This window comes from Microcoleus sp. w2-18bC1 (assembly GCF_036700365.1).
GTDB lineage: Bacteria > Cyanobacteriota > Cyanobacteriia > Cyanobacteriales > Microcoleaceae > Microcoleus.
Genome location: NZ_JAUBOS010000019.1, coordinates 23,612 through 47,377, shown reverse-complemented (window position 1 = coordinate 47,377; position 23,766 = coordinate 23,612). Strand labels below are relative to the sequence as shown.

Annotated in this window: 15 protein-coding genes; 10 read left to right on the top strand and 5 right to left on the bottom strand. The window is 45.5% G+C overall.

Annotated elements, in window-relative coordinates:
- Positions 1 to 83: 83 nt before the first annotated feature.
- Complete coding sequence (alaS, locus tag QT979_RS12995; RefSeq protein WP_333310357.1) at positions 84 to 2,735, bottom strand: alanine--tRNA ligase; 2,652 nt, start codon at positions 2,733 to 2,735, stop codon at positions 84 to 86.
- A gap of 993 nt (positions 2,736 to 3,728) precedes the next feature.
- Here alaS and QT979_RS12990 point away from each other — a divergent pair.
- The 7 genes from QT979_RS12990 to QT979_RS12960 all read left to right on the top strand — a co-directional run bounded on the left by QT979_RS12990 (position 3,729) and on the right by QT979_RS12960 (position 16,908).
- Positions 3,729 to 4,337, top strand: coding sequence for a hypothetical protein (locus QT979_RS12990; RefSeq protein ID WP_333167164.1), 609 nt, complete (start codon positions 3,729 to 3,731; stop codon positions 4,335 to 4,337).
- A gap of 6 nt (positions 4,338 to 4,343) precedes the next feature.
- Positions 4,344 to 7,058 (top strand): OmpA family protein, encoded by a 2,715-nt coding sequence (locus QT979_RS12985; protein WP_333167162.1) that lies wholly within the window; start codon positions 4,344 to 4,346, stop codon positions 7,056 to 7,058.
- Positions 7,059 to 7,060: 2 nt separating this feature from the next.
- Entirely contained in the window at positions 7,061 to 7,597 is a 537-nt protein-coding gene (locus QT979_RS12980) for a Rab family GTPase (protein WP_333209385.1), read from the top strand.
- A complete protein-coding gene (locus QT979_RS12975) occupies positions 7,594 to 9,150 on the top strand; it encodes a PAS domain-containing sensor histidine kinase (protein WP_333310356.1) in 1,557 nt (518 codons plus the stop codon). Before QT979_RS12980 ends, QT979_RS12975 begins: the two co-directional genes overlap by 4 nt.
- A gap of 57 nt (positions 9,151 to 9,207) precedes the next feature.
- Positions 9,208 to 11,994: an adenylate/guanylate cyclase domain-containing protein gene (locus tag QT979_RS12970; protein ID WP_333310354.1), complete on the top strand. Its 2,787-nt coding sequence runs from the start codon at positions 9,208 to 9,210 to the stop codon at positions 11,992 to 11,994.
- An 83-nt stretch (positions 11,995 to 12,077) separates the two neighbouring features.
- Positions 12,078 to 15,785 carry a PAS domain S-box protein gene (locus QT979_RS12965; protein WP_333310352.1) on the top strand — a complete coding sequence of 1,236 codons (3,708 nt, stop codon included), beginning with the start codon at positions 12,078 to 12,080 and terminating at the stop codon, positions 15,783 to 15,785.
- A 4-nt stretch (positions 15,786 to 15,789) separates the two neighbouring features.
- Positions 15,790 to 16,908: an ATP-binding protein gene (locus QT979_RS12960; RefSeq protein ID WP_333310350.1), complete on the top strand. Its 1,119-nt coding sequence runs from the start codon at positions 15,790 to 15,792 to the stop codon at positions 16,906 to 16,908.
- Between the two features lie 14 nt (positions 16,909 to 16,922).
- Here QT979_RS12960 and QT979_RS12955 read toward each other — a convergent pair whose 3' ends face one another.
- Complete coding sequence (locus tag QT979_RS12955) at positions 16,923 to 18,170, bottom strand: FAD-binding oxidoreductase (RefSeq protein WP_333209375.1); 1,248 nt, start codon at positions 18,168 to 18,170, stop codon at positions 16,923 to 16,925.
- Positions 18,171 to 18,380: 210 nt separating this feature from the next.
- Here QT979_RS12955 and QT979_RS12950 point away from each other — a divergent pair, with 210 nt between their 5' ends.
- Both QT979_RS12950 and QT979_RS12945 read left to right on the top strand, forming a co-directional pair.
- Positions 18,381 to 18,659 carry a hypothetical protein gene (locus tag QT979_RS12950; RefSeq protein WP_333209373.1) on the top strand — a complete coding sequence of 93 codons (279 nt, stop codon included), beginning with the start codon at positions 18,381 to 18,383 and terminating at the stop codon, positions 18,657 to 18,659.
- 51 nt (positions 18,660 to 18,710) lie between these two features.
- Entirely contained in the window at positions 18,711 to 19,250 is a 540-nt protein-coding gene (locus QT979_RS12945) for a DUF2231 domain-containing protein (RefSeq protein WP_333054314.1), read from the top strand.
- A 67-nt stretch (positions 19,251 to 19,317) separates the two neighbouring features.
- Here the strand turns inward: QT979_RS12945 and cutA are convergent, their stop codons facing one another.
- The 3 genes from cutA to QT979_RS12930 all read right to left on the bottom strand — a co-directional run bounded on the left by cutA (position 19,318) and on the right by QT979_RS12930 (position 23,508).
- Entirely contained in the window at positions 19,318 to 19,638 is a 321-nt protein-coding gene (gene cutA / locus QT979_RS12940) for a divalent-cation tolerance protein CutA (protein ID WP_333209447.1), read from the bottom strand.
- Positions 19,639 to 19,832: 194 nt separating this feature from the next.
- A complete protein-coding gene (locus QT979_RS12935; RefSeq protein WP_333209371.1) occupies positions 19,833 to 20,729 on the bottom strand; it encodes a pentapeptide repeat-containing protein in 897 nt (298 codons plus the stop codon).
- Between the two features lie 253 nt (positions 20,730 to 20,982).
- Positions 20,983 to 23,508, bottom strand: coding sequence for a VIT domain-containing protein (locus QT979_RS12930; RefSeq protein WP_333310347.1), 2,526 nt, complete (start codon positions 23,506 to 23,508; stop codon positions 20,983 to 20,985).
- Between the two features lie 111 nt (positions 23,509 to 23,619).
- Here QT979_RS12930 and QT979_RS12925 point away from each other — a divergent pair, with 111 nt between their 5' ends.
- Positions 23,620 to 23,757 (top strand): hypothetical protein, encoded by a 138-nt coding sequence (locus QT979_RS12925; protein WP_333209367.1) that lies wholly within the window; start codon positions 23,620 to 23,622, stop codon positions 23,755 to 23,757.
- The last annotated feature ends 9 nt before the right edge of the window (positions 23,758 to 23,766 follow it).

The window sequence follows — 23,766 nt, the reverse complement described above, 5'->3', positions numbered from 1 at the left end:
GGGGTTAAAACCCTGTCGGACTGCGGGTTTGACGTGTTTGTTGACATTAATGTACGGAATCGTGTCCCCACACAAAAGGCCGATTACCCCAATCCTTCAACTAACAGATTGCGAGCACTTTCCAACGCTTCCTGCAACTTACTTGTATCGCGTCCCCCAGCTTGCGCCAAATTCGGTCGCCCGCCGCCTTTTCCGCCGCAAATTTGAGCAATTCCCCCGATAAACTTGCCCGCTTGCAATCCTTTCTTATTAACTTCAGGACTAAAAGCAGCCACCAAACTTACCTTATCCGGTTCAGGAATTGATGCCAAAACAACCGCAGCATTTCCTAACTTTTGCTGCAATCTTTCCGCCGCAGTTTTCAGCGCCTCTGTATCCACATCTCCCAATTGAGCTACAATGATTTTGAATTCGCCGAGATCCTCAGCCGCACTCAGCAACTGGTCGGATTTTGCGATCGCCAATTCCGACTTCACAGCAGCCAAATGTTTCTGAGTATCCTTCAACTCATTCTGCAAATTAGTAATCCGGTTCGGTAATTCTTCAGGCTTCGCCTTAAATCGATCGCCCAAATCGCGCACCACCTTATCGCGCACATTCAAATAGTCCAAAACAGCTTGACCGGAAACCGCTTCAATCCTGCGAGTTCCCGCCGCTACCCCCGCTTCGGAAACAATCTTAAACAGCCCGATTTCTGCGGTATTGCTGACGTGAGTCCCCCCGCACAATTCCATCGAAACGCCGGGAAAATCGATAACCCGCACCACGTCGCCGTACTTCTCGCCAAACATCGCAGTCGCGCCTTTTTCTCTCGCTTGGGCGATCGGCATTTCTGCAACGACCGCAGCGTGCGCCTCAGCAATCCAACTATTAACTAAATCCTCAATTTTCTGCAACTCTTCTGCTGTGACAGCGCGCGGAGAATTGAAATCAAACCGCAATCTCTCAGATGATACCAGCGAACCAGCTTGCGAAATCGAATCGTCCACAATTTTTCGCAAAGCTGATTGTAATAAGTGAGTTGCTGTGTGGTTAGCCTGAATTCGGCGGCGACCGCTATTGTCAATTTTCGCAGTAATACTATCGCCCACTCTCAGCGTTCCCCGTTCCACAAAGCTGAAATGCACGAAGAAATCCGATTCCTTCTTCACATCATCAACTCTTACTAACAAACCATCACCATTATCTCCCGTTTTCAAATAACCTTTATCCCCAATTTGTCCGCCAGATTCAGCATAAAACGGCGTTTGGTTCAAAACAACTTGTACCTCAGTACCGGCGGCTGCTTCTTCCACAGATTTGCCGTCCACCAAGATAACTTCCACCTCAGCTAAACTCGACAATTCAGCATAACCGACAAACTCAGTTCCCTGGATTGTTTCAGCCAACTTATCCAAAGAACCCTGCACCGTCAAATCGATTGTTTGGCGAGCATCTTTAGCCCGAGTTTGCTGTTCCTTCATCGCCGCTTCAAAGCCGTCCAAATCGACAGTTATTCCCTGTTCCTCAGCAATTTCTTGAGTCAGTTCTAAGGGGAAACCGTAGGTATCGTAAAGAGTAAAAGCATCTTGACCGCTGATTTGTTGGTTGGTTTGCTGTTTTGTACGATCGACAATTTCCTCCAGCAGCTTCTCTCCGCGTTCCAAAGTCTTGAGAAACTGCGCTTCTTCCCTTGCCAATTCCGCCTTAATTTGAGCTTCCCGCAGCCGCACGTTCGGATAAGCAGCTTCCGAAAGGGCGATCGCACTTTCAGCCACCCGCACCGTAAATTCGCCCTGAATTCCAATCAGTCGCCCGTGGCGCACCACCCGGCGAATCAACCGACGCAAAATGTAACCCCGACCAACATTCGACGCGCGAATTTCGTCCGCAATCATGTGCACCACAGCCCGAATATGGTCGCCAATTACTTTCAGCGAAACCTTGACTTTTTCATCGCTATTGTGGTAATAAATCCCGGCAATTTCCGCCGCCGATTGAATAATCGGAAAAATCAAATCTGTTTCGTAATTATTGGGGACTTTCTGGAGGATTTGCGCCATCCGTTCCAGTCCCATGCCAGTATCAATATTTTGATTTTGCAGCGGTGTTAAATTGCCCTCTGCATCTTTATTGTACTGCATGAAAACCAGGTTGTAGAATTCAATAAACCTGCTATCATCTTCGAGGTCAATATTGTCGCCTCTTTCTGGGTGAAAATCATAGTAAATCTCGGAACACGGGCCGCAGGGGCCAGTCGGGCCGGATTGCCAGAAATTGTCATCTTCTCCCATGCGCTGAATCCGATCGCCCGGAATGCCAATTTCATCGCGCCAAATCGCAAAAGCTTCGTCATCTTCTCGGAAAACGCTAACAACCAAATTGGACGCTGGTAAACCGAAAACTTCCGTGGAAAGTTCCCACGCCCAGGCGATCGCCTGTTTCTTGAAATAATCCCCGAAACTGAAGTTGCCCAACATCTCAAAAAACGTGTGGTGGCGGGCGGTGCGGCCGACGTTTTCGATGTCGTTGGTGCGGATACACTTTTGAGAAGTCGTGGCGCGCGGTGATTCGGCGGTGCGCTGTCCGAGAAATATCGGCTTGAATTGTAGCATTCCGGCGATCGTCAGCAACACTGTCGGATCTTCGGGCACCAAAGAAGCACTCGGCAAGATTTTATGTCCCCGCTGAGCATAAAAGTCGAGGAATGTTTGGCGGATTTGGCTGCCACTGAGAAACTTAGGAGAAATAGACATGACAAAAACAGTTAAGTATGTAAAGATGTAGCAGCAATAGAACTTACATCTATGTGGATATTTATATCATTATACTTAGTAATGTAAAGACCTATCAAGTTTTGCAAATAGTGCTTTACTCCTCCTAAAGCTCGTGCTAACTTAATAATAGACACCCGGACAGAAAGAGAAAGGAGGTCGCTATATTTAGAAAGAAAATTCTAGGATATAGACATGGTGTCTCCGGTCTAGATTCCCAGGCGCAGCAGAAATTAACCGAACACAACTTGGAATAGTGGCGAACTGCCGATCGAGCAGTCAAGCCAAACCGCAGTCGAGTCAGACTTAGTTGTCGTTGCGGATTAAAAGTAAAGCTGCACAAGTTGTAAACCCTAGTAAGTAAAAGTTCTCAACCGGAAACACATCTCGTTTGTTAGAAAAAACAAAGTTCTCATATTATTGGGTCTGGTCGCTGTCGATCGGGCCCTATGAATTGTTATAGGGCGATCGCAGGATCACAGGAGCAGAGTTCGACTTTATAAGTGCTTTCAGGTCAAAGGCAACATCCCTCGGAGCCGATCGGCGAGCGATCGGTGCAGCTTTTGAGTTATATATTATGTATAATTGGACGTGTGCGCCCGCGCCCGCCTGCTTTTTGCCGGGGATCAAGCGCTGTGGTATGAGGCAATGTCAAGATGCGATATGATTGAATATGTCAGTACAAGACATTAAAATCTACCCCGCTGTACTGTATAGCAGTAAAATCTACGCTTCTATGAGCTTGCTGCAAGCCAAGGATAGCAAATCGCCATTTTTGGTGACAAGACCAGGCTCAAAAATTTGAATCTCAGGATATTTAGAGTCTTGACTCTAAATAATCCCATCCCCGACGCAGGGGTGAGAGTTCAAACAATAAAAGCCCACCCACTCAAAAAAGCTAGTGCCACCAACAACGGTAGTAAATCACTAGCACAGTTCTTAAACTCACAATTTTCGGAGATTCCAGGTACAAGTATGGCAGAAATAACTAAAGAAGAAATGCGCGAACGGCTGGGAAATATTGACCAGATCCGGGATATAATTTTTGGAGCGCAGCTTAGAGAATACGACAATCGCTTCGATAAAATAGATTCCGACTTGTCCATGATGCAGCAAGATATGCAAACTCGCATCGAACAAGTAAAAACAGTTCTTTCAGGAGAAATGAAGGCGGCAGTAGATTCGTTAGAAAAGAAAGTAAAATCGCTCACCTCAAACACCCAAGAAGAAAGCGCAGACATTCGTCAGCAAGTCGATCGCGTTAACCGCAAATTCTCCAGCAGCATGGAAGCCCTGGACGAGGCGATCGACAATCAAACCAGTTCGCTTCGCGACGAACTCTCCAAAACCAGAGATCGACTATCTGAAGAAAGCCGCACTTTGAAAACACAAGTTTTTGAAGAGCTCGATCGTCGCTTTTCTATGCTCCGAGATGTTAAAGTTTCTAGAGACGACATGGCAGAAATTCTGTTTGAACTCGGCATGAGACTCAAAGGCACAGAATTTGTACCCGAACTTAAAGGCGTTGCGGATAATAAGTTAAATACCGAATTTCTGTTGCCGGAGCGCCACCATAACGGATAATAACGCATGGCTTTACCGAAAGAAAATCCGGCTGACGAAAATGAGTTAGAGGGTTTTGTTTCTCAACCTGACGATTCTGCTGCCGATGCAGCAACCCAGCTAGAACCCTTGCTGAATCTGTTAGTAGATCTCAAAATTTTTGCTGGTTCCAACCAGCAAAATGCAGAGCCCGAAGAAGACAGCAGCGACGAAAACAATCAAGCTGGGGCCCTCGGCGGGTTGATGGATTTGTTAGGTATTTCTGAGCAAGGGCCAGAGGAAGTTGCAGCGAGTGTACCCGAAACTGGCGATCGCCAACCGGAGTCCGGCCATGCCCCGGCTGTTGCAGACGAGTTCAAAAGTTTGCTATGGGCTACTCACAAACTCAACACTTCAGAACTAGAAAAAGACTATTCCTCAGCTAAAACTATAGATGTTTCCGCGATCGCCCAGCCGGATTTGGAGGAGGAATCAAAGCCTGTCGAAAAATTGTCTAACTTGACAATGAAAGATTCTCTACAGGAAGTCAAGACTCAAAAATTCTACGGGTTCGATCGGCAACAAGATGTTTCCGGTTCCGAAACCGAGTCAAAATCCTCGGAAATTCCCAATGACTTCATAGTTTCAACAGTCTCAGAGCCACCAGAAACTGCATATTTAGATCCGGTGGTTGCTTCGCTTCAATCGATGCCAAACTTGGTAGAACAGCCCACACCGATATCGCAGCCAGCAGAAATATTAGGTCAAATTAAACAGGATTTAAATGAAGCCGACAGCGCGATGGCAAGGCTGCAAAATCTGATGTTCGGCTCTCAAATCTCTGATATCGAGCAAGTGAAAAGTCTGCTGGCAGAAAACGACTTGCCGGGGGTGCGCCACCTAATGGCAACAATCGACGATAAATTAGGAAAATTGGAGCACCAAATCTACGAACCCCAAGAGTTGATTGAGTTGATGCTGCCTTGGATCGCAGAAATTCTTAGCCGAAAAATTGCCGATTCCAGAGAAGAAGTTGTCAACGCGATCGTCCCCATTATTGACGAAGTGATTAGGGCAAAAACTGTCGAAAACAAGTCGGCAATGAGTGCGGCAATAGCTGAGTTGCTTCCCGAGGCGCTTGCTCAACAAATAGTGAATTCGCCAGCGGATATCGCTAAGGCGATCGCCCCAGAAATTGGTCTGGCAATTAAAGAGCAAATTCGCCTTGACCAAGAGTCGATCGCCCAGGCGATCGCACCGGAAATGGGTAAAGCGATTACAGCCCAAATAAAACTCGAACGCGACTCTATGGTGGATGCGCTCTATCCCGTAATTGGCAGTACAATTTCCCGATACATGGCAGAAGCTATCAAGACAATCAATGAAAAAGTGTCAAATGCCATCAGCGTCGAAGGATTCAAAAGAAAAATTCGCTCCAAAGTACAAGGAGTCTCCGAAGCTGAATTAATCCTCCAAGAATCAGTACCCTTCACCGTTCAAGCAGCATTCTTAATTCACAAAGCATCAGGCTTAATAATTTCCGAAGTTCAAAACTCAGAAAGCTACCAGTTAGAATCAGAAATGGTAGCAGGAATGCTCACAGCTATTCGCAGCTTTGTTAACGAGTGTATCGTGCAGCCGGGAGAATCTTCCGAACTAAATCAAATTGAATACGGCGACTCAAAAATTCTGCTAGAAGTAGCTGGATATTGCTACATGGCCGTCGTGATTAAAGGAGAACCGCCAAACTTTTTCATCCAAAAAATACGACAAACCGTTAGTCATCTCATCCTTAATTATGGTCAAGTCATTCACGATTTTAACGGCGACCCCGGTACTATACCGGAGTCACTGCACCCGTCTATAAAAACTTTATTCGACCCGCTACAAACGGAAAAATCAACAAAACCCCCGATCGCCCTAGCCGCTATCAGTTTAGCCGCCTTGAGCTTAATCTTAGTACCTTGGGGAATTTATCAGTACCGCAGCAGTGTTGAGCGCCGCCTCGAAGCAAATGCCATCGCAGCTTTAGCATCCACTCCCGAATTAGCAGTTTACCGCTTAGATGTTGCAGTTGATGGCAAAACTTTAAAGCTAACCGGAAAGTTGCCAAATCAAGAATTGCGGGCACAAGCTGCAAAAATAGCCGCATCAACTGCACCGAAATTGCAATTAGATAATAGAATTATAGCTGTCGATGTCCCCCCAGATCCAGTTTTGACGGCAGCAGAGGTGCAGCGGATTACCGCCGTTTTGAACCAGAGAGAGGGCGTTTCTATTTCTAGTCGGTATGGCGATCGTAAACTTACAGTAGAAGGCCGAGTTAGAGACGGTACAGAGGCACAGAACATAGCTCAGTCCCTGAAGCAAATTCCCGGTGTTCAGTCGGTCATCAGTACGATTAAATTAGAGCCGCTAAAGATTACAACCCGCATCTACTTCGAGCAAGGAACGACCAAATTAGACTCAACAGATGAAGAAATCATCGCCAGTGTCAAAAAAATCATGGATCAATATCCTCAAAAACAGATTAAGATAATTGGGCACAGCGATCAAAGTGGAGAACTTGCTACAAATCAACAGTTGTCGCTCAGGCGTGCCGCAGCAGTGCGAGATGCTTTAGTGCGGCAAGGTGCTGATCCGAAGCGCCTCCAAACGCTTGGCATCCCCCATCCTCCTGCCGACGTGGAACCCAATCAACCGCGAATTTTAAGCAGGTGCGTGCTATTTGAACCAATAACTAAGACCGTAAACAGTAAATAATTATGTCAGTTACTATATCTAAAAAAATGTGTATGATCGGCGATTTTGGCGTGGGCAAAACCAGCCTAATCCGCCGTTTTGTCGATCGGCAATTCAGCGACCAATACCTCTCCACTGTGGGAGTAAAAATTTCTAGCAAAATCGTAGAATTAGAAGGGGTAAAACAGCGGGAAAACGTGACTGCAAAGTTGCTGATTTGGGACTTAGAAGGACATACAAAATTCAAAGGAATAGCACCGACTTACTTACAGGGAGCTAGCGGCGTTTTAATAGTTGCCGATGTCAGCCGCTCCGAAACCGTTGAGCGAATCTCCGAACACATTCAGCTTTATTCTTCGGTCAACCCTAAAGGGTCAATTATCGTCGCTTTGAACAAAGTAGACTTGGTTGACGAGGAAAAATTGGCGCTGCTAGTGGAAATGTCCCATTCGATAGGTCAAGACAAAGTAATAGCAGTTTGCACAACATCTGCTAAAACAGGCAAAGACGTTGACGAAATTTTCTACAAACTAGCTTACACAATGGTAGAACAAGTATGAACCCCCTGTTAAGAAAGCTGTTGGGCCCGCGACAAACACAGTATTTTCTAGTAAATCACCATTTCATCATTCAGGAAACCTCCGCCGAAGTGCAGCATTATGCCGATACTCCGGGCGACGCGATACCCGGTGCAGATGCTCGCCTGAGTTTTCCCGAACTGATTGGCATTGAAAATATCCTCATGTCTATCATTATGGGACGGCTGCCCGGTTTTGAAGTCAAAGGTATCGCTCGGTTTGCCGACCAGAACCGCCCTTTATACTTTGATATGTTGGCTATCAAATATGAAGAGGAACAAGAAGATTTGCCAAGTAAATTGCTAATTTTGATTGAAGATACCACCGAAAAGATGGTAATGAAGCAATCGTTGATTCAGAGGGCGAATGAAGCTAATCTTTTGGTTAGTGCCTTAGCCGCTTCTAAAGATTATATAGATAAAGTTATTCGTTCGATGGGCGATGCTTTGTTGGTGACAACTACATTAGGAACTATCAAAACAATCAATCAATCGGCACAATGGTTATTTGGGTATAGCGAAGCAGAATTCATTGGCAAACCCCTGTCTTTAATACTAGCAGAAGAAAAATTAATTTACCAAGCTCGCCATAGCTATATTTTGTCTCAAAAAGAGCTGCGTAGAGAACTAGAAATAGTCTGCACTACTAAAGCAGGAGAAGAAATTTGGGTAGAATTTTCCTGTTCGGCAATTCAGACAGAATTAGAGGGACTTTACGATTTCATTTATATAGGTAGGGACATCACAGAACGCAAACAACAAGAAATAGAAATTCGCCGGTCTTTGGCAAAAGAGCAAGAACTCAGACAGGTAAAATCTCGTTTTTTCTCGATGATTGCTCACGAATTCGGCAATCCTTTAAGTACAGTATTGTTTGCTACTAAAATTCTCCAAGACTACGGCGACGACCTCACCCACGCGGAAAAACAACAATACCTGCAACACGTTAAATCAGCATCTCAACAAATGGCTCAGCTATTAGATGACGTGCGGTTGCTCAGCAGCGCCGAAGCAGGAAAACTCGAATTATATCCCGTACCAGTCAACTTAAAAAAATTTTGCAGCGAGTTAGTAGAATCAATTAAAATTAGTTATGGAAAAAATCATACAATTAATTTTATTTATCAAGAATTAGTTACGCCCGCGACACAAAATGATATCGACTCGCAGGAAACGCAACAGTTGCCCGCACTAGATCCCAAATTGTTGCGGCACATCTTGACAAATTTGCTGTCAAATGCGGTCAAATATTCGCCCCTCGACAGCCATATTTATTTTGAATTAAATTGTCAGAATAATGAAGAAGCTAAATTTAAAATTAAAGATGCAGGCATTGGCATTCCTCTAGAAGACCAAGAACAACTCTTTGAATCTTATTATCGAGCCAAAAATGTCGGAAAAATACCGGGTACAGGACTGGGTTTATCGATAGTCAAGCAGTGTGTAGATTTGCACGGAGGTCAAATCGAATTTTCCAGCAAGATAGGGTTAGGCACTACCTTTTTAGTCAGAATTCCCTTTGAGAAACAGAGATAAATAGATTCACTTTCGATAATTAGATCCAGAGGGCGCATTCAACACTAAAAATCTCACATGAAAACCTTGTTAAAAAAACTGTTAGTTCCACACCACTTGGAGTACCTAGCACTGGATAAAAACTTTTTAATCCAAGAAATCTCTCTGCAAGTGCAGCGGTTTGCAGACTGTCCCGAAGAAGTAGTCGCCGGCAACGATGTTCGCATTCCCTTTCCAGAATTAGTGGGAACTGAAGAAATTTTAATCGATATTTTTGAAAAACGGTTGCCAAATTTTGAATTAAAAGCGATCACGCGACTATTAGAGAATGGTTCGCGGCTTTATTTTGATATGTATATTGTCGAGTTCACCAATGAGGAAAATCATCATAGATTAATTATATTTTTTCAAGACGTAAGCGACAGGATGGCTTTAGAACAAACTCTCGTCCAAGCTACCAATGAAATGGATATTTTATTGAGTACCTTAGCGGCTACTAATAATTATGTTGAAAAAATTATTAGTTCAATGGCCGAAGTTTTGTTGGTAACAACAGCATCGGGAAAAATTAAAAAAGTCAATCAAGCTGCTCAAGATTTGTTCGGTTACAGTGAATCAGAATTAGTAGGCCAGCAAATAGACACTCTTGCTGCTTTTGGCTCCTCTTTGCAAGCAGTTAGCCAAGATGAGCCTCAACAATCGCAAACTCACGCGGAAGTAATTTGCACGGCAAAAACCGGAGAAAAGCTAACAGTTTCGTTTTCCTGTACGGCGATTTCGACTGACATTAAAGGTATTTCTGGCTCTTTACCCGCCCTTCAAGATTTCGTGTACATCGGCCGCGATGTCACAGATAGACAGCGCGCCCGCCAGCGACAAATAACTCAGTACGTCGCCACTCGCATCCTGTCGGCATCCGAAACCATCAAAAAAGCTATAGCAGCAATTCTCCCCGTAATTTGCGACAGCTTGGGATGGGATACGGCCGAACTTTGGATGCCCGAATCTGGGGAAAAACTGCTGTCAGAAACTAAGAGAATAACTGCGGTTTCCGATCCCAATTTGCTTCGGTGCGTCGCCAGTTGGACAAAACGCTCAGTTTCTATCCCCAAGTTTGCCGAATTTACCGAACAAATGACTTGTGCGTTTGGCGAAGGATTACCCGGTTTTGTTTGGGCCAGCGGTTCCTCTCAGTGGATTGCCGATGTCACAAAAAGCGACAGTTGTATGCGCCGCGAAATCGCTGCTGAAGAAGGACTACACGGAGCTTTTGGTTTCCCAATTTGGGGCGACTATGACCCTGAAAATTCTGCAAAGTCTGTGTTGGGGGTGATGATTTTATTCAGCCGCGAAGTGCAGTGTTTTGATGAAGAATTGCTCCAGATAATGGCAACTATCGGCTCCCAACTAGGTCAATTTATTAAGCGTAAGCAAGCGGAAATAGCTTTGCGGGAAAGCGAAGAACAACTGCGAGACTTATTTGAAAATGCTACTGATTTGATTCAAAGTATTGGAGAGGACGGTCATTTTTTGTATGTAAATCGGGCTTGGCGAGAAACTCTGGGCTACAGCGAAGCAGAAATTGATCAAATGACTGTTTTTGATATCATTCATCCGAACAGTTCCCCCGAATATCTGGATATATTATATCAAGCTATCACTCAAAAAACAGTTAATGAAAATACATTATATCCAGACTCGATTGAACTAATATTTGTCACTAAACATCGTGAAAAGATTTTGCTAGAAGGTAGCATAAGCTGTAAATTTGCGGCAGGCTCGCTAGTAGCAATTCGCGCTATTTTGCGAGATATTACTGCTCGAAAAATGGCCGAAGACGCTCTAGCAAAATCTGTGTCCCTACTGCTAGCAACTTTTGATTCTACTGCGGACGGTATTTTAGCGATTGACAGGAGTGGAAAAATTGTCACTTTCAATCGACAATTTGTGGAAATGTGGGGCATACCCGATGAAGTGATGGCACTGCGAGACGACGCCACAACGATCGCCTTTGTCCTGAACCAACTCAAAGAGCCCCAAGCATTCCAAGAGAGAATAGAATCGCTTTACGATCAGCCAGAAGCCGAAAGTTACGACTTGTTGGAATTTCAAGACGGCAGGTTTTTTGAACGCTATTCGCAACCGCAGCGGCTGGGAGATACAATTATCGGGAGAGTCTGGAGTTACCACGACATTACGGAACGCAAGCAAGCAGAAGATGCCCTGCGGGAAGAACAAGAAAAATCAGAAAAGCTGCTGTTAAATATCTTGCCCAAGGCAATAGCAGAACGCCTCAAGCAAAACGAAACTACTATTGCCGAATACTTTCCTGAAGTGACTGTTTTGTTCGCAGACATTGTGGGGTTTACTACTTTGTCGGCCGTCATGAATCCGATCGACCTTGTGGAGATCCTAAATAAGATTTTCTCAGGATTCGACCTTTTGTGCGAACAGCACGGCCTAGAAAAAATCAAGACCATCGGCGACGCATACATGGCGGTGGGAGGGCTCCCTGAACCCAGGGCAGACCACGCAGAGGCGATCGCCCAAATGGCCCTAGATATGCAAGCAGAAATAGCCCGATTTAATGCTAGCCATAATAAATATTTTAGCATCCGCATCGGGATTCATAGCGGCCCGGTTGTTGCCGGAGTAATTGGCATAAAAAAGTTTATTTACGATTTGTGGGGCGACACAGTAAATATTGCTTCTCGCATGGAATCTCACGGTTTGCCTTGGCGGATTCAAGTCAGCGAAACTACTTATAAGTTATTGGAACACAAATATGTATTTCAGGAGCGGGGAACTATTGAAGTTAAGGGCAAAGGGGGAATGAAAACTTATATTCTCCTTGGCATAAAATAAGGCAGCTCATCATTCCTCAGTCATCTGGCTGATGACGAAAAGTGTTGCTAAAGTTAATTAGCAATACTTTTTGACCAAGACTAATGGAACTTGCTAATTTGTCGGCCAATTTACGATCGCCCGACGAAGCTGTCGATCGCCACCCTGTGACGGTTGATCCCTCAACTTCGCTCCCAGAGGCGATCGCCCTGATGCGTCGGGCGATCGACCCTTGCCCACTGCCTAATGCCCCTGCACTTCCCGACTCAAACGAAACTTTAAAAGCATCGATTAGTTGCGTCTTAGTTGTCGATGAAAATCAGCTAGTCGGACTGCTAAGCCCGGAAGATGTGCTGAACTTAGCCGCGGCCGAATACGGATGGCAAGGCATGAAAGTTGCCGAGGCAATGACGCGGAATTTAATTGTCTTACAAGAATCAGAATTTACAGATATTACTACCGCATTCAAGCTATTTTGTCAATACTCGATCGATTGCTTGCCAATTGTAGATGAACGGGGCCAGCTCGTAGGTTTAATCAGTGAAAAAAGTATTCGCCCAGCAATGTATAGCTGGATAGAGGCACTGCATCAAGAAGTGGCAAAACTCCAGGAACAATGCGAACTGTTAGAGGGTAATTGTGAACTAGAAAAAGTCAGCGATCGCCAAAATGCCGAAAATGCCATGCGGCAGAGCGAGGCGCGCTACCTGGCGATTGTGGAAGACCAAACCGAACTGATTTGCCGCTACCTCCCCAACGGTAAAATAACTTTTGTCAATCAAGCTTACTGCCGTTATTTCGGCCTGCAGCAGTTCGACTTACTCGGCAAATGCTTCATGTCGCTGCTGCCAGAAGGAGACCGAGAAATTTTTCAACAGCAATATACTTCTGTGTCTCCCGAAAACCCTATTTTTACCTGCGAACATCGAGTAATTTTGCCGAGCGGGGAAATTCGCTGGCAGCAGTGGATCGATCGGGCTATATTCAACGAGAGCGGACAAATCGTCGAGTATCAAGCAGCAGGCCGGGATGTCACTGATCGCAAACAAGCAGAAATCGCTTTGCAGCAGCTCAATACAGAGTTAGAACGGAGAGTGCAGCAGCGGACACAATGGTATGAAATGGCAGTATCGGCCGGCAAAGTGGGGGTTTGGGACTGGAATTTGGAAACCGACGAAATCTACATTGCTCCGTCTTTGAAAGCTTTGTTGGGCTATCAGGACGCAGAGATTCCTAACCGCATGGAAAATTGGGCGTCTCACGTTCATCCCGACGATCAAGTTGCCGTCGCCGAAGCAGTAAATGCTTATCTAGAGGGTGTGACAGAAATTTATGAAGTAGAACACCGGATGGTGCGTAAAGACGGCAGCACCTGCTGGATACTTGCCCGCGGCAGCGCGATCCGATCGCCTTCTGGCAAGGCATTACGCCTGACTGGCACTGACACCGACATTACCGATCGCAAATTGACCGAAGAAAAACTTCAAAACTCCGAAGCCGAACTGCTGGCGCTGTTTAACGCCATGACGGATATCGTGCTGGTTTTCGATGCAAGCGGTCGCTACCTCAAAATCGCCCCCACGGCTCCCGAACTGCTGTACAAACCTGCTCCGGAAGTGCTGGGCAAAACCCTCGCCGAAATCTTCCCAGAAGCGGAAGCTAATTTTGCCCTCGCCCACATTCGCCAAACATTAGCATCTGGGGAAACCCACAGAGTTGAATACAGCATGGAAATTGGCTGCAAATTATTTTGGTTTGATGCCAGTATTTCGCCACTGGATTGTGATCGGGTGATGTGGGTAGCCCGAGACATTACCGCTCGCAAACACGCAGAAGCTGCATTGCAAAAGAGTGAGGAAAAGTTTCGCAACTTATTTGACGATGCTCCGATCGCGCTTGGTTTGGCAACCGTGCGCGACTACCGCACGATCAAAGTGAATGAAGCTCACCGCCAGATGTTGGGCTACAGCGATTCGGAGTTGGCTAGCATGACTTTTAGTGAACTCACGCATCCAGAAGATGTACACGCAGATGTAGAGGAAGTCAAGCAGTTGATCTGCGGCAAGATTTCTCGCTTCCAAAGGGAAAAACGCTTGATTAAGAAGAATGGCGAGCTGATGTGGGCAAACTTAACGGTGACGCTGATCCGCGATCGCGAGGGCATTCCTCTCTACAGTATGGGGGCGATCGAAGATATCAGTTATCGTAAGCGAGCAGAAATGGAATTTCAGCAGTTAAAAGAACGCCTGCAATTTTTGCTGGGTTCTAATCCGGCGGTAATTTTTACCGCCGCACCGACGGGGGACTTTTGTACTACTTACATCAGCGACAACGTTCAGACAATCGTTGGCTACTATCCCCAAGAATTGTTAGCAGATTGTAAATTTTGGTCGAGCCGGATTCACCCTGAAGATAGGCCACAATTTCTAGTAAATTTTTTGGATTTGTCCGAGGAAAGAAATTGCATTTGCGAGTATCGTTTTCTACACCAAGACGGAAGTTACCGCTGGCTAAGGACGGAACTAAAATTATTGGTTGACAGCATGGGCATTCCGATCGAAATTATTGGTTATGCCGCTGATATTAGCAATTCTAAATACGCCGAACTCGCTAGAGGGCAGCAGTTCGAGCAAGAACGGCTTGTGGAGGCGATCGCCCGTCGTGTCCGCCAGTCTTTGCAATTAGAGGAAATTCTTAACACCACGGTTGCCGAACTCCAGCAAGTATTATTAGCCGATCGAGTTTTGGTTTATCAACTTTTACCCAAAAGCGGCGGGCGAGTCATTGCTGAAGCCGTGGCAGAAGGATGCAGCCAACTCATAGATAGATGTTTTGGCGAAGAGGTTTTTCCCCCTGACAGTTATCAGCTTTATTTGCAAGGGCGAATTTCTGCAATTTCCGAACTGGATTCTCCCAGCATTACACCTTGTGTGATGGAGTTTATGAAACAAATTCAAGTTAAGGCAAAGTTAGTAGTGCCGATTATTCAGCACAGCAAACTTTGGGGATTGCTGATTGCCCACCAATGCGATCGACCTCGTGATTGGAAAGAATGGGAAATCAATTTATTTCAGCAGTTGGTGAATCAATTGGCGATCGCCATTCAGCAATCTCTACTTTACCAGCAACTGCAAGCTGAACTGAGCGATCGCAAACAAGCGGAAGCAAATTTGAAAAACTCCCTCAGAGAAAAAGAAATTTTGCTCAAAGAAATTCACCACCGCGTCAAAAACAACCTCTGCGTAGTTGCTAGCCTGTTAGAATTGCAATCGAATACAGTTGCAGATCCGCAAGTAAGCAAAATGTTTGAAGAAAGTCAGAATCGCCTTTATTCTATGGCTCTGATTCACGAAAAACTGTACCGTTCGACTAATTTAGCGCAAATTAATTTTGGTGAATATCTCGAAGATTTGGTAAGTAATTTGTTTCACTCTTACAATATTAGCAACAACCAAATTCAGTTGCAGGTATTAGCTGAGCCAATTTCCCTAAATCTTGAAACCGCTACTCCCTGCGGTTTAATTGCCAATGAATTGGTTTCAAATACGCTGAAACACGCTTTTCCTGATGGCACAACTGGTACAGTTAGTGTAGAATGTTATCAAACGGGCGATCGAGAAATCAACCTCTTAGTTAAGGACAACGGCATTGGCTTTCCTCAAAACTTAGATTTTCGGAAAACTCACTCGATGGGGTTTCAAGTTGTCTGCACTTTAACCGAGCAGTTAGAAGGAACTATCGAAATATCCCGAGAATTTGGTACATCCTTTCACTTAAAATTTAACGAATTAAACTACTTTCAAAGATTGTAACAATATGAGTTTTGACGAAAAACTAATTAAGATTTTGATTGTCGAAGACGAACTGTTAATTGCTAAAAATTTATCCCCAAAACTAGAGAAATTGGGATATCAAATCGCCGATATAGTTTCTTCAGGAGCGGATGCAATCCAGCGCGCCCACGAACTAAGACCCGATTTAATTTTAATGGATATAGTTATCAAAGGCGACATTGACGGCATAGAAACAGCAGAAATAATTAATCAAGAATTAGATATACCAATTATCTATACAACTGCCTATGCTGACGACGAAACTTTGCAGCGAGCCGAAAATACTGGTTCTTACGGCTACCTACTCAAACCTTTTAAAGAAAGAGAAATGCACGCCACTATCAAGATAGCATTGAGCAAACATCAAGAAGCAGTCAGGTTGAAAAAATTAATGGCGTTGGCAGCAGAAAAAAGCGCAAATAGATCGCGCTTTATTTCAATGGCTTACCACGATTTAAACACTCCTTTAACTACCATACAGTTATCGGCTGAAATGTTAGAAGATAGCGACTTGCAGAGAAACCCTGGAACTAGCAATAAAAATGTTGACCGAATTAAAAAAGCCGTCAGTAATATGAGTGGGCTGCTGGAAGATATTTTAATGCTTAGCAAAGCAGAATCCGGGAAAATTTCCTTAAACTTAAATCCGATCAATGCGACGGATTTATGCAATTCTATTTTAGAAGAACTGCAACCTATCGTCACCGACAAACACCTACTATATTTCCGCAGTCACACAAATCCGCTGCACGCCAATCTCGATGCCAAACTACTGCACCACCTTCTGACTAATTTGCTTTCAAACGCTATTAAATATTCTCCCAACGGTGGGAAGGTCAGTTTAGACTTAAGCTGCGAAAACCAACAAATAATTTTGTGCGTTCGAGATGAGGGAATTGGGATGACACCGGAATATCAAGGAAAACTATTTCAGCAGTTTGAACGGGGTGCTAATGTAGGCAAGATTAAAGGATCGGGTTTGGGACTCTGCATTGTCAAACACATCGTTGACCTGCACGGCGGTACAATAAGTGTGGAAAGTGCGATCGACAAAGGTACTACATTTATTGTCGCGCTGCCTTTTTTAGTCATTAGTGATTAGTCATTAGTGATTAGTCATCTATCCTTCTTCCTTCTTCCTTCTTCCTTCTTCCTGACATCCGTTACAGAATGCGTTGCCGAACTTCCTTCTGCCATAAATCGATGGGGAGACAAAAGTGCGATCGCCCTATCTTCTTCTCCCCCCGCCGCCTTCGCAAATCGCTCAGCCAAAGCAGGTACAATAGTCAAAGGATTGCTGAGACCAGAAAAAACGTGCAATCCAGGGCGATCGGCGATCGGCCCCACTACAGGCAAATTATCCGCGCTGAATGCCACACTACACTCGTGCCAACTTGCCGGTAAACCTGCCAAATCAGGCAAAACCTTGCTGATTCCTGCACGAATTGCCGTTTCGCTGGTTTCGCGATCGACTTTAGCATTCAAATCGCTCAAAGTGCGCGACAATTGCCCGATCCGCAAACTCCCATCATTAAATTGAATTGCACCCGAATCTAAAATCGGTGGCTGTAACTCTTTACCAGGTTCATCCCAAAGAAAATCCACCTCATTTTTACTAGATTTAGCTTCCAATTCAAAACGTTTTAATACCGCAGGCATCACCAAAGTCCTGAGTTTCAAATCCACAGGTGCAGTTTCCAAAATCTCCGTGCGAGTAAAATAAACTCCCACAGAAACACCCGCAGCTTTCAGCAAACTCCGACTCCCACCTCCAGCACAAATAACCGTATTTTGGCAGGTATAACTTTCCTGTGCCGTTTTGACTCCCGAAATCCGATTGCCCTCTTCTATAAACCCAATTACTTCAGCAAATTCTATAGTTCCTCCCAACCGCAGAAACCCTTGACAATAAGCTTTATTTGTGGCAGTCGGCGAAATGTGACCGTGACGCACCGTCAGAGCTCCGGCGATCGCACTTTTATTCAGCAAAGGTTCCAACTCGCCAGCTTCTGCAACGCTCAAAAGCTGCGGAACAATCGCAAAATGCGCGTAATTAGACGCCACTTTTTCGGTATCATTGCCCGCATCAATTGTCAGCAACAAATCTAACTCGCGAAACTCAGTATCAGCTTCTAATTGGGCAGATAAATGGCGGTGGCGTTCGATACCTTCCCGACACAATTGCCGAGTTAAATCAGTCGTTCCCGACCAATAAGCCAAGCCGCCATAACTAAAACGAGTAGCATTTTGCATGGTAGCATCTCGTTCCAAAAGCAGCACAGCAAAACCTTTTTTTGCCAGTTCGTAACTCAGTGCCACACCAGTAATGCCGCCGCCGACAACAATCCAATCGTAACTTTTCATGGGCAACTCAAAGGGAAGGAAAATATCATGCTTAGATTTTAGCTTAGTTTTTTCCGAACAAATCGAAAAACCTCTACCTACAGGAAGAGGCTGCCTGCGATCGCCCTAACTGAAACTTCCACCCGTCGGGAGATGTTTGTGCAGGGATATTTTTCGTTCAATAGTAGGAATTAGAGTCAGCAAAAAATTAGAAATACCAGAGAGGTTTTTATGAGTATCGACAAACCAGGCAAAGATATGGAGCGCACGGTCAATCCGGGCGATCGTATTTCCGACGAACCGCAAACCATTGAAGAAAAAGCACAGCAACTGGCGGTAGACCACGTACCCGACATCGTGGGAGATGTTGTTACAGTTCCAACTTATGTGATCGTCGAAGAACCCGATGGGGAAAAGAAAGCTTTGCACCACGTCAAAGACGCCGACGAAATTTCTGACGTAATTCGGCAGGCCCGCGTTGACGAAAATGGCGAACGGATTTGGGATTAAGTTCAATCCAATAAAAACGGCTTTGTTGTACAAAATTTATCGCTAGAAATCATGGAAACAAATCAAAGAAATAGTACCCCTTATCCCAATATTCCGCCGATTCTAGAAAGTGACGACAGAGAGTATCGCGACGCCGGCATTACGAGTACGCTTTCAGTTGCAGGCCATCCCATCCACCCCATCATCGTCATCTTTCCGGTAGCCTTTTTAGTAGGAGCCGCGGGCACGGACATCGGTTATTGGCTCACAAGCGATCCGTTTTGGGCCAGAGCTTCGGTTTGGCTGATGGGTGTCGGTTTTGCTGCGGGGATTTTGGCAGCAATCACGGGCTTTTTAGATTTTTTCAAAGTTAAAAGAGTGCGCGATCGCAGTGCCGGTTGGTTGCACATGGGCGGCAATGTGGCGGTTATGGTACTTACCCTGATTAACTTGCTGTTGCGACAAGGAAATCCGGCTGAGCCGATCGTATACACAGGTTTAGCTATATCGATCGTCGTGGCAACCTTGCTGGGCATTACAGGCTGGTTCGGCGGCGAACTAAGTTTTCGCCACAAAATCGGCGTCATCGGCCCTACCAGTCATAATTCCTAGGTTTCTGACCATTTTTAGTAGAGAATTCCGTCCCTCTTCATTGGATAATTTAGGACAAAAATCTTGACTACAAACTTAAAGATTGTCCCAGCCAATTGAGATAAGCATCGCTGCCAGCGATAATAGGAATAGCAATAATTTCGGGAACTTCATAGGAATGGAGTTCCTGAACTTTTGTTTTTAAAGCCTCAAATTTAGCCAAATCAGTTTTAATCACCAACTGCCACTTTGACTCGGAATGAATCTCGCCTTGCCAACTATAAATCGAGCGAATTGGTGACAAACTCACACAAGCAGCCAGCTTGTTTTCAACTAGAGATTTTGCCAGATTCTCCGCCTCCACCTCCGATGCCGCAGTTACCAGCACCACCCCAAAATTAATTGTCATAGTCATCAGTGAACAGTCAATCGATTTTAGATTTTAGATTTTAGATTTTAGATTTAAGCATTGACTTGCACGAGATAAATTCGGGGGCTCCTTTATCGGATACAGGTTTTTTCTTTCTCCACAGATGAATCCGGGGGCTTGTATCCTGGATGCTTTCGGTCAACAGTCAACAGTCAACAGTCAACAGTCAACAATCAACCGTTAATCTCATTAACTTCCCAAGAATTGACTTTGCCAGCCCCAGCTAAGGAAAAATAGCGCCTAGTAGATTCTGGCAAAATAGCTCCCGTCAACAAAGCATTATCTAAATTAGCTCCTATTAACGTCGCCTCGCTCAAATCTGCCGCCATCAAATCTGCTTGACACAACTTTGCCCAATTCAGATTTGCCCCTCTCAAACAACTTCCCCTCAACTTAGCCCCGGTTAAGTTTGCACCCGCCAACTTCACCCCACGCAACTGGGCCGCGCTGAAATTCGCCCCCGCCAAATTCGAGCCTTCCAAATTAGCTCCCATGAGTTTAGCTTCGCTCACGTTAACGCCGCTCAAATCTACACCGCAGAGATTTACCCCTGTCAACTGCGCTCGCCGCAGACTGACTCCGGTTAATTGAGCTCCAAAAAGTTTTGCACTATTGAGCCTTGCACCGTAAAGGTTTGCCCACTTAAAATTAGCGCCCGTCAAATTCGCGCCCAGTAAGTTAACTAATTGCAAGTCGGCGCTGCACAAATTGGCATTCCACAACACAGCACCCCGCAGGTTGGCGCTAGTTAAAGTTGCGCCGCTTAACTTTACTCTGGGCAATTTTGCTTTTACCAAAAAAGCTCCACTCAAGTTAGCTTTTGTCAAATCTGCACCCGAAAGTTGGGTTTCGCCCATTTTGGCAAAAGTCAGATTTGTTCTTTGCATCTGTGCATCTTTGAGTGTTGCTTTGGTGAGAAACGCTCTGCTGAGGTTCGCCCCGGAAAGATTAGCTCGCGAAAGGTTGACTCCGATTAAGATTGCTCCGCTGAGGTCTTTCCCGCTGAGGTCGGCTCCAGTAAAGTCTCTTTCTCCTTTTTCGTAATTGTTGAGCAGTTCACTAACTTCCATAGGGCATCATACCTTCTATGATTGGGGGGTTTCGATCCAGAAATCTTTACTGTTAAGGTTGTTTCAGAAAGGAAACTGTTTCAGAAAGGAAACTGTTTTAGCGTTTGCCTCAAACGGTATAAATTTCATTAACATCACTTTCTGTTTAAAGGCAATCTCTTAATAAAGATTTTATATCTTCCACGCGGTAGCGATCGCGCTTTCGGTATTTTTGAATTAAAAGTTAATGTTTCTTGACATAGAAAGTCATTCCTTAAGGCTCAACCGTAATTCGCAACTTCAGGCGCAGCGTGCCCTTGAATCCTGCAGGAGGTTGCCAGGAACTCAAGGCCCTCTTGAGAGCTTCTACGGCGTCTGTTGCTTGCAGCGTCGAGGTTTGAGTATCTATCGCCACTCGGGCAACGCGGCCGTCTTGTACCAATAACTCCCACACCGTTTCACCGCTAACCCCCGCCGGGAGATTAACCGATTGCAGGTATTGAGTCAAAGCGGCGATTGCCCCGGCATCCAACCCTTCGGCGCTAACTACTTGGAGGCGAGAGACCAAAGACTTCGGGCGTTGCGACTCACCGTAACCGGGCTGCCGCGGCATAGCAGGAGCTGGACTCACCGGTGCCGGGCGGGGAGTCAAGGTAACGCTGCGAGTGCCACCCCTAGTTTGCTCTGCCCCCTCCGACTCGAAAATACCTTCATAGCTGACACCCTGCGGCAATTCCACAGGCACTTGCACGCGGCGACGAGATCCATCTGGGGCGACTCGCACTTCTTCGCTCACAGCCACAAAAGCCGTGTATTCCGAAAGCAACCGATAAGTCAGAGCAGTATTAGTTACAGCTTCCACCAGAGATTTAGTCTCGCCACCAAACATTTGATTCATTAAATCTTTAATGCGCGATCGACCCCAAAGCTGAGCTACCCCCGAATTGCCAAAATCCGTAGCGGTTGCTGCGACTGATGTTGACTCCCGCTGCCGCCCGCCGCCGGATGGAGCAAAATTAACAGGTAAAACTTGCTCGTAAGTTTTGCCGCCCGCAAGAGTGCCGCGGATGCGAAGTTGGCCGTTAGTTCGATCGGTCTTTTTGCCAAACAAAACCAGTGGCCCACTCGCAAACAAGTCTGGAGGTGCGATCGGATAAATCTGCGGTTTTTCCCCCATTCCTTCCCAACTAATTTGAATATTAGTCAATACCGGACTATTAATTTCCCGAAAAAACTTTTCTGCTGCTTCTGCCGACGGTTCATCTTGACGAATTACCTGAGACGTGCCTCTTCCCACTTCCGCCAAACGGTTGAGCAAAAACCGATTCACCGAACCGCCAACACCAAAACTATAAAGTCGATTTCCAGGTTTCAGACTCTGCTGAACCAGAGCCAGCACTTCATTTTCATTGCCAATGTAACCGTCAGTAATTAATACAATACTCCGCAGCCTTCCCGTTGCCGCCGCCGGAAAATTCATCACTGTTTGAAGGCCGTTAAACAATTCACTGCCACCGTTAGCCTGCAATTTGTCGATATAATTAATTGCTTTTTGTCGATTTTCTGGAGTATTTGCTAAAGGAGTTGTTGAAAGCGCTTTAGCAGTGTTTGCAAAATCAATAATAGTAAAAGTATCGTTGGGATTGAGCCCTTGAATGAAGCGGCGCATCAACTCCTTAGATTTTGCCAGCGGTTCGCCCTGCTGAGAACCGGAAGTATCCATCAGGAACACCACATCTTTAGGTACAATTTCATTAGTTTGGTAGTTTAAAGCCGGAATTAAATAAGTAGCAAAATGACCGCCCCGCTTGTCCGATTGAGTCAAAATAGTTGCCCGAGTATTTTCGCCCGCGACTCGATAGCGCAGAATTAAATCTTTATTGGGAATTGTGTCTGAATTGGCTAATTGGACTTGCACAATATTGCCGCTGCGGTCAGTTGTAATTTGATGGGAAGTAGAGCGGACATCGCCGATCGCAACTCCGGCATCTATTTCTACCGACACAGCAATATTGTGACCAGATCGCGTTCCCGGAGGCAAAACAGGCGGGTTAATGCGATCGGCAGCAGAACTATAGCCTCCCCTTGCTAAGGGGGGGGTCAGATTTCCCGAAATATAACGCGGCCCAACCACCATTGGAAACACAAATTCGTAATCGCCACCGGCAAACTTGAGACTTTCCGTGTAGCGAATCGTAACTTCAATTTTTTCTCCTGGTTTGATATTAACGAGAGACTGAGTAAAAATATTGTCGCGTTCTTGTTCCAACAAACCAGCAGTCCTGCCTTGCTTTCTGGCTTGTTCGTAAATTTCCAAAGCTTCCTCGCGGCGTTTGATATCAGCTTTAATAATTCGTGAGCCTATTTTAATTTCCATATCATCCACCGCCGCTTCGTCGGGCAAAGGAAATACATAAACAGCTTCTATAGATTCAGGAAAAGGATTTTCAAACTTCTGAACAACTTCGACGCGGGAGATATTGCCAGCTATTTTGGCTTTAACTTCAGTCTGCTTGAGAGGAAAGACTTGTTCTGGAGTAGTATTGGGAGTTTTGACGAACAAACCGCCGACTCGACAGCTAGTTTTGGGCGATCGTCCGCCATTGCAATTAACATCGTTACTAGCGATGATTTTCGGCGACACAGACGAATAATTTTTTCCAGGATCTTTTGCTCGCGCTGCATTGGGAGCGAGCCACGCGCTACACTCGTTAGCGAAGCCCTCGAAGAGGATCGCAGCGAGCAATGCCATACCAGTACAAAGCAACCGTTGAGGGGATAGAACGCAGACAAACTTCATAGCTGTTTTTTTAGCAGACTTGAGGTGCTTTGTTTACCATGACTTTACCCTTTGCAAAACGTTCCTGAGTTAGCTTTTTGGGAAAAATGACTGAGCGCGTAGGGCTGATTTTTGATTGACTCCACAGGCGCTAATCGGGGACTGGAACTTTTGTCTAGACTGCTGTGGGCTTCCATCCGTATTGGGGTGAGGTCGGTTGGGGCGATCGTCGGCGAACCCAACCTAGAAGATTGTATGATAGTTAAATAATTAAATCAC

Bases quoted from the DNA above. Each gene is read 5' to 3' on its own strand.
- QT979_RS12945 (WP_333054314.1), top strand. From the start codon at position 18,711: ATGGAAACAAATCAAAGAAATAGTACCCCTTATCCCAATATTCCGCCG.
- QT979_RS12930 (WP_333310347.1), bottom strand. From the start codon at position 23,508: ATGAAGTTTGTCTGCGTTCTATCCCCTCAACGGTTGCTTTGTACTGGT.
- QT979_RS12970 (WP_333310354.1), top strand. From the start codon at position 9,208: ATGAAAACCTTGTTAAAAAAACTGTTAGTTCCACACCACTTGGAGTAC.
- QT979_RS12965 (WP_333310352.1), top strand. From the start codon at position 12,078: ATGGAACTTGCTAATTTGTCGGCCAATTTACGATCGCCCGACGAAGCT.
- QT979_RS12960 (WP_333310350.1), top strand. From the start codon at position 15,790: ATGAGTTTTGACGAAAAACTAATTAAGATTTTGATTGTCGAAGACGAA.
- cutA (WP_333209447.1), bottom strand. From the start codon at position 19,638: ATGACAATTAATTTTGGGGTGGTGCTGGTAACTGCGGCATCGGAGGTG.
- alaS (WP_333310357.1), bottom strand. From the start codon at position 2,735: ATGTCTATTTCTCCTAAGTTTCTCAGTGGCAGCCAAATCCGCCAAACA.
- QT979_RS12980 (WP_333209385.1), top strand. From the start codon at position 7,061: ATGTCAGTTACTATATCTAAAAAAATGTGTATGATCGGCGATTTTGGC.
- QT979_RS12990 (WP_333167164.1), top strand. From the start codon at position 3,729: ATGGCAGAAATAACTAAAGAAGAAATGCGCGAACGGCTGGGAAATATT.
- QT979_RS12935 (WP_333209371.1), bottom strand. From the start codon at position 20,729: ATGGAAGTTAGTGAACTGCTCAACAATTACGAAAAAGGAGAAAGAGAC.
- QT979_RS12955 (WP_333209375.1), bottom strand. From the start codon at position 18,170: ATGAAAAGTTACGATTGGATTGTTGTCGGCGGCGGCATTACTGGTGTG.
- QT979_RS12985 (WP_333167162.1), top strand. From the start codon at position 4,344: ATGGCTTTACCGAAAGAAAATCCGGCTGACGAAAATGAGTTAGAGGGT.
- QT979_RS12975 (WP_333310356.1), top strand. From the start codon at position 7,594: ATGAACCCCCTGTTAAGAAAGCTGTTGGGCCCGCGACAAACACAGTAT.
- QT979_RS12950 (WP_333209373.1), top strand. From the start codon at position 18,381: ATGAGTATCGACAAACCAGGCAAAGATATGGAGCGCACGGTCAATCCG.